This window comes from Mycobacterium sp., from assembly GCF_049278535.1.
Classification (GTDB): domain Bacteria; phylum Actinomycetota; class Actinomycetes; order Mycobacteriales; family Mycobacteriaceae; genus Mycobacterium.
This window is the reverse complement of sequence record NZ_JBAPMI010000065.1, coordinates 1-5,351: the sequence shown is the minus strand read 5'-3', so window position 1 is coordinate 5,351 and position 5,351 is coordinate 1. Positions and strand designations below refer to the sequence as shown.

Here is a 5,351-nt window from a genome sequence, read left to right as displayed (position 1 = left end):
ACTACAGCAAACACCGGATCAACCGGGAAACCCTGAAGCTTCTGACCGATCTGGCCCGGGCTGCCGAGCTCGAGCAACACCGCGACGCGATGTTCGACGGGACGCACATCAACGTCTCGGAAAACCGTGCGGTGCTGCACACCGCATTGCGCCTTCCGCGCGACGCCAAGCTGGTCGTCGACGGGCAGAACGTGGTCTCCGACGTGCATTCGGTGCTCGACGCGATGGGCGATTTCACCGACCGGCTGCGCAGCGGCGAGTGGACCGGAGCCACCGGCAAGCGGATCAGCACCGTGGTCAACATCGGGATCGGGGGCTCGGACCTCGGACCGGTGATGGTGTACCAGGCGCTGCGGCATTATGTCGACGCCGGCATCTCCGCGCGATTCGTCTCCAACGTCGATCCCGCCGACCTGATCGCAAAGCTGGCCGACTTGGAGCCGGCTACAACGCTTTTCATCGTCGCATCCAAGACGTTTACCACGCTGGAGACGCTGACCAACGCCACCGCCGCCCGGCGCTGGCTAACCGATGCGCTCGGTGACGACGCGGTGGCAAAGCATTTCGTGGCCGTCTCGACCAACAAGAAGCTGGTCGACGAGTTCGGCATCGACACGCACAACATGTTCGGCTTCTGGGACTGGGTCGGCGGACGCTATTCAGTCGACTCGGCGATCGGACTCTCGGTGATGGCCGCGATCGGCCGAGAAGCGTTCGCGGACTTCCTATCCGGATTCCACCTCGTCGACGAGCATTTCCGGACCGCGCCGCTGGAGTCCAACGCGCCGGTGCTGCTCGGCCTGATCGGATTGTGGTACTCGGACTTCTTTGACGCACAGTCACGCGCTGTCCTGCCGTACTCCAACGACATGGCACGGTTCGCCGCGTACCTACAGCAGCTGACGATGGAGTCCAACGGCAAGTCGACCCGCGCCGACGGCACCCCGGTTACCACCGACACCGGTGAAATCTATTGGGGCGAGCCGGGAACCAACGGCCAGCACGCGTTCTACCAATTGCTGCATCAGGGAACACGGCTGATTCCGGCCGATTTCATCGGCTTCAGCCAGCCGACCGACGACCTGCCCACCATGGACGGCACCGGCAGCATGCACGACCTGCTGATGAGCAACTTCTTCGCCCAGACCCAGGTGCTGGCCTTCGGCAAGACGGCCGAGGAGATCGCCGCCGAAGGCACGGACGCTGAGGTGGTGCCGCACAAGGTGATGCCGGGTAACCGCCCGACCACATCCATTCTGGCCACCCGGCTCACCCCGTCGGTGCTGGGCCAATTGATCGCGCTGTACGAACACCAGGTCTTCACCGAGGGCGTCATCTGGGGCATCGACTCGTTCGACCAGTGGGGGGTTGAACTCGGCAAGACCCAGGCCAAGGCGCTGGTACCGGTGATTACCGAAGATGCTTCTCCGGCAAAGCAATCCGACAGCTCGACGGACGCACTGGTACGCCGTTATCGTGCCGAACGGGGGCGGGCGGGCTAAGCGCCAACCGGTCGGGCCATGAGCTCGGAGCCGAGTCGGCGCACAAAGGCGCGCAGGCGTTCCTGGGACGCACCCTGGGGATCACTGAGATGCAGCTGCAGCAATTCGCGACCGGCAGCATGCAGGACCCGCGCGGTGTATTCCGGCTCATGCAGCGCAGGATTGTGGCGCAACAGTTCACGGACGAAGAACTGCAGCACAACGTCCTGAGCTTGGGTCAGACGGTGATACAACTCCGGGGGCGCACCCTGCGGCGGGAACAAGAACAGTCGCCAGGTCGCCGGATGAGCATCAACGGCAGCCAGCACACCGTCGAACGCCACCACCAGGGACTGCTCCTCGCCGGCGGCGTCCAGCCCGGAGATCGCGTCGGAGAACTGCGCGCCAGCCCGCGCCGCCTCGCGGTCGATCAAGGCGACGAACAAACCGGCCGGGTCCCCGAACAGCTGATAGATCAACGATCGATTGATACCGGCCTCAACAGCAATGCGGTTCGGCGTCGCCGCGTGGAACCCTTCGGCGGCGACGACAGCGTGAGTGACATCGAGGATCTGCTCTCGCCGTTCTTCCGCGGTCATCCGCCGCTTCGGGGCGCCCTTCATCACACTTGACAGTCTAACTAACACTTTGTGAGGATTACTCACAAGTTGTTAGTTATCGAGAGGCAGCGATGGTCACCTACTACCCGGAACTCGCGCAGCGCGTACGAAGCCAGCGCGAGTTGCAACCCGACCTCTACGGGGACTTCGACTTCGACCAGCAGCCGGATCGCCTGGCCACCGAGCCAGACGTCGACTCCGCCCTGCCCACCTGGATCGCCGACCGCGCGCCGATCTTGGAAGATGGCCGCGTCATGGAATTGATCAGCACGGCCACCTTGCTCGGCGACGTCGTCGCCGACCCCTATGCGGCGCTGATGAACTCACACAGCGTCACGCATCTGATCGACATGCTCACGACGGCCTGCCGAGAGGGAATCGAGGCGGTGCCCGACGCGCCTTCCGAGCTCGTCGCGTTCATCGCCGCCATGGAGGCCACCCCCGAGTGGATCGACTTCGACCTGGTACGCGAAGGCGCTCGCCAAGAGCGCATCCCCGCGGCATTACTGGCCCCGTTCATCACGCGAGGAGCCTTCATCGCGACCTTTACCAACACCTACGCTGCGCTGCCAATGGCTCTGACCGGCGCACTCTCGGGCAAGCGGGCCGCCCGGCGGGTCAACGAGACGGCGAGTTTCTTCGCGGTCACCACTCTGCCCGGTGCGCTGCACCGTTACGGCCGCGGCTTTGAAGCCGCCGCCATGGTCCGGCTGATGCACTCGATGGTCCGCTACAACGCGCTGAAGAAATCCGCCAAATGGGACGCCGCCGTCTACGGCATGCCGGTGCCGCAGGTCGACCAGATGCCCGCCGGAATGATCGGCCAGTACTTGTTGGCCCGCAGGGCGCGTCAGCAGGGCCGGACGAAGTTCACCGCCGAGGAACGCGCCGTCGTCGAATTCGCCAGGTACCGCTGCTTTTTGCTTGGATTGCCGGAGGAACTGCTGCCCTCCGAACCCGCCGACATCATGCACGTCATGCACGCGCGTTCGGCCCTGCTGCGCGACGGATTCGACAGCATCTGCCAGGAACTCGTCAGCGGCACGATGGCGGCCTACTTGCGGCCCGGCACCACCCTGTTCGACCGTTGCGCCGAGGCGGTCGAGAAGAGTTTCAGCAAGCTCACCTTCGTCCGCACGTTCTGCAATGGTGACCGTGAGATCGCCGAGGCCATGGGCGTCTCCATGGGGGCGACGGATCTTATGCGCGTTGCCCTGACCGCGCCCTTCATCATCGGACGTTTCACCGCCGTTCAGCACGCCAGCCGCATCCCCGTGCTTCGGGACATCACCGACGCATACGTCATCGGGCTCCTCAAGCTCCGGCTTGCGACCTATGGAAAACCCGAATTCACCACCGACGCAGCGCATTACACACCGGCCTCACACTGAGCTTAGTACGACGCGCAGACGTGAGCTAGGCGAACCGCTTGGTCAGCGGTAGCGGCAGTACCCGCAACAGTTGCACCATCGGGCCCCACGGCCACCACGGCACGGCAGCCCGACCCGGCTCCCGTTCGATGGCAGCGACCAGTGATTTGACCCCAGTCTCGTTGTCCACCATGAACATTGCGCTTTGGGATTTGCCCGTCATCTCCGACTCGATGTAGCCCGGCTCCATCACCGACACCTTGATCGGGCTGCTGGCGTATTCCGCGCGCAACGACTCACCCAGTGAGCGCACACCGGCCTTGCTGGCCGCGTAGGCCGCCTTCACGCCGGGCACACCCTTGGCGCCCAGCACCGAGGAGATCAGCACCAAGTGCCCCGAGCCCTGCTCGTTGAACATCTGCAGCGCGGTTTCGATCTGCACCAGCGCCGCAACCAGATTGGTTTCGATGGTCGCCTTGTTGGCCCACAGTTTGCCCGATCCCAACCGCGCGCCCTTGCCGATACCGGCGTTGACGATCACCCGGTCGATGCCGCCGAGTGCGTCCGACAATTCCCCGAACACCTTCGGTACCTGGTCGTGGTCGTTCACGTCCAAGGCAGCTATTGCAACCTTGACATCCGGATACCGTTGCGAGAGTTCGGTTTTCAGCTCGTCGAGCCGGTCGGTACGACGGGCACACAACGCCAGGTCGCGCCCCTTGGCTGCGAATGCGCGGGCCATTCCGGCGCCCAGGCCAGAACTCGCACCGGTGATGAGGATCTTCTGCCGAGTCATTCGACTATTTCAGCAGACGCGACATTCGCCGGTCGGCCAGCACCTTGCCGCCGGTCTGGCAGGTCGGGCAGTACTGAAACGACTTGTCCGCGAACGACACTTCCCGGACCGTGTCGCCGCACACCGGGCACGGCAAACCGGTGCGGGCATGCACCCGCATGCCGGATCGCTTCTCGCCCTTCAATGTGGCGGCCTGCTGGCCGACCGAACGGGCCACGGCGTCGCTCAGCACCGACTCCATCGCAAAGTGCAGCGCGGCCAGCTGGTTGTCGTTTAGTTTCCCGGCGGTGGCGAACGGCGACAGCTTGGCCACGTGCAGAATCTCGTCGCTGTAGGCGTTGCCGATGCCGGCGATCACCTTCTGGTCGGTGATGACGGACTTGATCCGTCCGGTGTTCTTTGCGAGGAGCCCGGCCAGATCGTCGGCGGATAGTTGCAGCGCGTCGGGGCCCAATGCGGCGATGCCGGGCACCTTCTGGGGGTCGTCGACGAGCCACACCGCCAGCCGCTTCTGGGTGCCGGCCTCGGTGAGGTCGAAGCCCGGCGCCTCGCCGGGTGTGCCGAGGTGGACGCGTAACGCGATCGGGTTCTTACCGGGTTTGAGCGGCGTCGCGGCCAGCTTGTCGGACCAGCGCAGCCAGCCGGCCCGGGACAGGTGGGTGATCAGGATCAGCTCGCCTACCCGCATGCCCAGGTATTTTCCCCAGCGGTCGGCGCCAGTGACGGTCAGGCCGTGCAGGGTGTTGATCGGCGGATCGAAGGTCTTAAGCACGGATAACGCGGCGACGTCGATTCGCCCGATGGTCTTGCCGACGGCGTGCCGGCGAAGGTAGTCGGCCAGCGCTTCGACCTCGGGCAGCTCGGGCATGTGTCCAGTGTGCCGGTCAGCGCCGCGCGGTGCGTACCACCAGCGACAGCAACCAGCCGACGATGGACAACACGACGGCGGCCCAGATTGCGGTCCACCAGAAGTGGTCGATGGCCAGGCCCCAGTGGGTGGTGTTCTCGGTGATCCACGCGGTGATCCAGAGCATGAGCGCGTTGACGACGATGTGGAACAGGCCCAGCGTGAGGATGTAGAGCG

Annotated in this window: 6 protein-coding genes and 1 pseudogene; 2 read left to right on the top strand and 5 right to left on the bottom strand. The window is 64.7% G+C overall.

The features are described 5' to 3' along the window. On the top strand, positions 1-1,502 hold a 1,502-nt coding region (gene pgi / locus WAO18_RS03705; protein ID WP_422203994.1), incomplete at its 5' end, for a glucose-6-phosphate isomerase. On the opposite strand, the gene WAO18_RS03700 is transcribed toward pgi, so the two are convergent. Next, on the bottom strand, positions 1,499-2,080 hold the full coding sequence (locus tag WAO18_RS03700) for a TetR/AcrR family transcriptional regulator (RefSeq protein WP_422203996.1): 582 nt from the start codon (positions 2,078-2,080) through the stop codon (positions 1,499-1,501). The two genes, pgi and WAO18_RS03700, sit on opposite strands and share 4 nt — an antisense overlap. Positions 2,081-2,172: 92 nt before the next feature. On the opposite strand from WAO18_RS03700, the gene WAO18_RS03695 reads away from it, so the two are divergent. Continuing rightward, positions 2,173-3,492, top strand: a complete 1,320-nt coding sequence (locus tag WAO18_RS03695; protein ID WP_422203992.1) for an oxygenase MpaB family protein — start codon at positions 2,173-2,175, stop codon at positions 3,490-3,492. A 25-nt stretch (positions 3,493-3,517) separates the two neighbouring features. Here the strand turns inward: WAO18_RS03695 and WAO18_RS03690 are convergent, their stop codons facing one another. The 4 genes and pseudogenes from WAO18_RS03690 to WAO18_RS03675 form a co-directional block, all read right to left on the bottom strand. Then, positions 3,518-4,267, bottom strand: a complete 750-nt coding sequence (locus tag WAO18_RS03690) for an SDR family oxidoreductase (protein WP_422203991.1) — start codon at positions 4,265-4,267, stop codon at positions 3,518-3,520. Positions 4,268-4,271: 4 nt separating this feature from the next. Beyond that, on the bottom strand, positions 4,272-4,739 hold the full coding sequence (locus WAO18_RS03685; protein ID WP_422203995.1) for a zinc finger domain-containing protein: 468 nt from the start codon (positions 4,737-4,739) through the stop codon (positions 4,272-4,274). Between the two features lie 153 nt (positions 4,740-4,892). Beyond that, a pseudogene (locus WAO18_RS03680) lies at positions 4,893-5,135 on the bottom strand (DNA-formamidopyrimidine glycosylase family protein); the annotation flags it as partial. A gap of 16 nt (positions 5,136-5,151) precedes the next feature. Continuing rightward, positions 5,152-5,351 (bottom strand): phage holin family protein (locus WAO18_RS03675; RefSeq protein ID WP_422203990.1); only part of this gene is annotated, 200 nt, incomplete at its 5' end.